General features: G+C 64.9%; 1 protein-coding gene and 2 pseudogenes. All 3 read right to left on the minus strand.

Features of this window, described 5'->3' with window-relative positions:
- Positions 1-151: 151 nt before the first annotated feature.
- Positions 152-1159, minus strand: coding sequence for an IS110 family RNA-guided transposase (locus ABIC44_RS19540; RefSeq protein WP_354297084.1), 1008 nt, complete (start codon positions 1157-1159; stop codon positions 152-154).
- 84 nt (positions 1160-1243) lie between these two features.
- Positions 1244-2004: pseudogene (locus ABIC44_RS19545) on the minus strand (IS5 family transposase).
- Positions 2005-2231: 227 nt separating this feature from the next.
- Positions 2232-3440, minus strand: a pseudogene (locus ABIC44_RS19550) (IS701 family transposase).
- Between the last annotated feature and the right edge of the window lie 386 nt (positions 3441-3826).

Consider the following 3826-nt stretch of genomic DNA (forward strand, 5'->3'; position numbering starts at 1 on the left):
AGCTCATTCGGTATCGCAGGCTCTTTGCGTCGGGACATATCGGGCTCCTTCTTTCCCGTTATGCCCGCCCGCACACGAAATTCCTGACACTCCCCACCGCCATCGGGTCAACTGGAGAGCATCACCGCTGGCGAAGGGAGCTTACCTCTTTTCAGGCCTCGAACAAGGTGCCGTCGCGCAGCATGGCGTGCAGGATGACGGCAAGGCGGCGGGCGAGCGCGACCCGGGCCTTCTTGAGACCGCGTCGCTTGGCGATCTTCAGCGCCCAGGTCTTCAGCGCGAAGGTCTGGCGCGTGCGCGTCAGGATCGAGTTGGCCGCTTCGTAGAGCAGCTTGCGGACGGTGCCATCGCCCTGCTTGGTGATCCGGCCCGTCCAGTCGAGTTCGCCGGACTGGTGCCGACGCGGGACGAGGCCAAAATAGGCGCCGGCCGTGCGGGACCGCTTGAACCGGCCTGCCTCATCGACGGCGGCAGCGAACGCAGCCGAGGTCTGCACGCCGACGCCCGGGATGCTCATCAGGGCCTGGCAAGCCGGAGACGCGATGCTGATCGCCTTGAGCTCGCGATCCATCCGACGGATCTCGTCAACTAGGCCGGTCCGCGCCCGGAGCAGCGAGGCCACCGCCTCGCCGAGACCCGGGATGGCGACGGCGGCCTGCACCCGTACGAGGAACCGTGCCCCCTGGCCTGCCCCCGGCCTGATCCCGAAGGTGGCGCAGAGGCCGCGGATGGTGTTGTCGAGGCGGACACGTGCTTCGACCAGATGCGCGCGGGCGGTAATCACCGAGCGCACCCCATGCGACGTCGGCGATTTGACGTGCATTTCCTTGTAGAAGCCGGTCCGAGCCAACTGTGCAAGGCCTGCCGCATCATGCGGATCAGTCTTGTTCGCCTTCATCGCCTTGAGGCTCTGGTGGGCCTGGCGCGCATCGATGCACACGATCGCGACGCCCAGCTCGCGCAGGCCACGCGCAATCCATGGCGTCATCCGGCCGGTCTCGATCACCACGCGTTCCATTGGACCATGGCGTTCCAGCAGCGAGGCGATTGCTTCCGGCGTGCTGTCCACGCATTGCGCGACGACCTTGCGCCCTTCGGCATCGACAATGCAGACGTGCGACGTTTCCATCGACAGGTCTATTCCGGCATAGTGCTTCATAGCTGCTTCCTTCCTTCAGGTCCGACAACCAGAAGGTGCGCCGCTCAGCCAGCCCGAGGAAGCAGCCGCAAATTACACGATGACTCATTGATTGATCCAGAAGATGAAGGATGCGGCGAGGGCGATGGCCGACATGAAGGTGTGTGCGCATCGATCGTAGCGGGTGTGAATGCGCCGCCAGTCCTTCAGGCGGCCGAACATGTTCTCGATCCTGTGACGACGGCGGTAGAGTGCAGCATCATGCGGGATCGGTGCCTTGCGGCCTTTGCGTGACGGGATGCAGGCGGCGGTTCCACGCGCGGTGAGCGCCTGGCGGAATCAGTCGGCGTCGTAGCCGCGATCGGCGAGCAGAATGGGAGCGGGCGGCATCGCCTCGAACATGAGGGCAGCGCCCTTGTAGTCGCTCACCTGCCCTTCGGTGAGCAGCATGACACGCGGGCGTCCACGATCGTCGCAGACGACGTGCAGTTTGGAGTTCAGGCCGCCCCTGGTGCGCCCGATACATCGGGAAAGAGCCCCTTTTTGAGCAGGCTGGCTGCCGTCGGGTGCGCCTTCAGATGCGTGGCGTCGATCATCAGCTGATCCGGTGGTCCGCCCTCGGCTGCCAGTCCGGCAAAGATGCGGTTGAATACCCCCATCCGGCTCCAGCGGATGAACCGGTTGTAGATCGTCTTGGGCGGACCATAAGCCGCTGGCGCATCCCGCCAGCGCAGGCCGTTGCGGATCACGAAGATGATGCCGCTGACGATCCGCCGGTCATCCACGCGCGGCACACCATGCGACAACGGAAAATACGGCTCAATCCGCTGCATCTGCTTGTCCGTCAGCCAGAACAGTTCACTCATCGGCCGCACCTCCACCGCCAATGAATCAACCCGTCACCGATCATGCAAGCTATTTAATAGGTCCTGAGCCTAGCATTACAGTTGCGTTCTTGATCGGATATGCGCCTGTTGAGCGGCGGCTTGATGGGCGCGTCGCCAGCATGACCAGGCGATGACGTGACGAGGCTCGATGCGCCGCTGTGCCAGCTTGATGACGATACGGCGGATTTCCTGGACGGACCAGCGGATCAGGTGCGTGGCCTCGTCCAGGCTCTTTTTGGGGGCGCGGCATTGGCGCGGGTGCGGATGGCCGCCAGCATCGCGAAGGCCAGCATGACGAGCGAGACGTGCCGGTGCCAGCCATGCCAGGAGCGGGTCTCGTTGTGGTCGAGGCCGAGTTCGTTCTTGGCGGTCTCGAAGCTGTCCTCGATGGCCCAGCGATGCCCTTCCACCCCGACCAGGGTTTCGATGGTCGTGCCGGCCGGACACCAGGTCGTGAAGAAGGCAAGGTCATCACCGGCGACGTGGCGGCGGATCAACAGGCCTCTGGTCCATGCCCCGACTGCGTCATCGACATATTCGTCGGCTTCGAGGTCGGCGAGTTCGAAATAGGCCCAGTCGTGGACGCGCTCGCCCTTGGTGCCCTGGCCCGCCGACAGACGCTGCCACGCAGCAGGATCGAGGTCATCTGCGATCTGCGTGGCGGTGCCCGCGACGACCGGCTTGTCGCCCCATGAGCCGAAGCGATGGTCGCCCTTCACGCCCAGCACATAGCCCTTGCCGGCACGGCGCAGCACCTGCTCGATGTCGCCGACGCCGTAGACCGCATCCGCCGCGAGCCCTCGCGAACGGCATGTCGGCCGCAATCGCGCGTTTGATCATCTCCACCGCCAGCGCCGGCTTGGTCGCGAATGCCGTGCCCTCCGGCACATGCGCGGCCGCCAGGCGTGCCGGGTCAGCGGTCCAGTTCTTCGGCAGATAGAGCGCACGGTCGACCAAAGCATGGCCCCTGGCCGAGACATAAGCGGCGAACACGCCGATCTGGCAGTTGGTCACCTTGCCGGCCGACCCGGTATATTGGCGCCCCACGCCGCACGATGCCTTGCCCTGCTTCAGGAATCCGGTCTCATCAATGACCAGCACCGCATCATCAGCGCCCAGGTGCTCCAGCGCATAGTCGCGCACAACGTCGCGCAGGGCATCCGCATCCCACCGTCCGCGCCCCAGGATCGCCTGCTGTCGCCATGGTCCCGCATCGCCGGCCGCCTCGGCGCGCATCCACCCCGTCTTGCGGCGCTCGTCGCCCAGCAGGCCGTCCAGAAAACTGTTCGCCGATGCCGCCACACGCGCCTGGCTGAACAAGGGCCGCATCCGCGCCTTTACCTCGCGCAGCGATGATGCCCAAAGCTCCAGCGTCGCCTCGATCGATGCTCCCGTCACCACGACCTCCTCGTCATGCTGACCCATTGATTCAGAACATGATCAAAAACGCAACTGTAATGCTAGAGCAAAAACCGAACATCGTGAATCGTTGAGGGATTCCCAAAGGGGCTGAAGTCTGATTCATGCTCGTCACCGGTGACGGGAGGCCGGTCAGATGGGTAAGCCGTTATCGATGGACCTGCGCGAGCGGGTGGTTGGTGCCATTTCGGGAGGCATGTCACGCCGGGCGGCCGCGGCGCGGTTCGGTGAAGCGCAGCCAGTGCAGTGAGGTGGGCGGCACTTCAGCGTGATCGGGGAAAGCCGGCGGCCAAGCCGCAGGGAGGAGACACGCGCTCGGCCGCGACCGAAGCCAAGGCGGCACGCATCTGGGCGCTGTACGAGGCAGCCCCTGACATCACGC

The sequence above is a fragment of the Sphingomonas sp. 1185 genome (genome assembly GCF_040544655.1).
Taxonomy (GTDB): Bacteria; Pseudomonadota; Alphaproteobacteria; order Sphingomonadales; family Sphingomonadaceae; genus Sphingomonas.

Coding starts and splice junctions, on each gene's coding strand:
- ABIC44_RS19540 (WP_354297084.1), bottom strand. CDS start 1,159: ATGAAGCACTATGCCGGAATAGACCTGTCGATGGAAACGTCGCACGTC.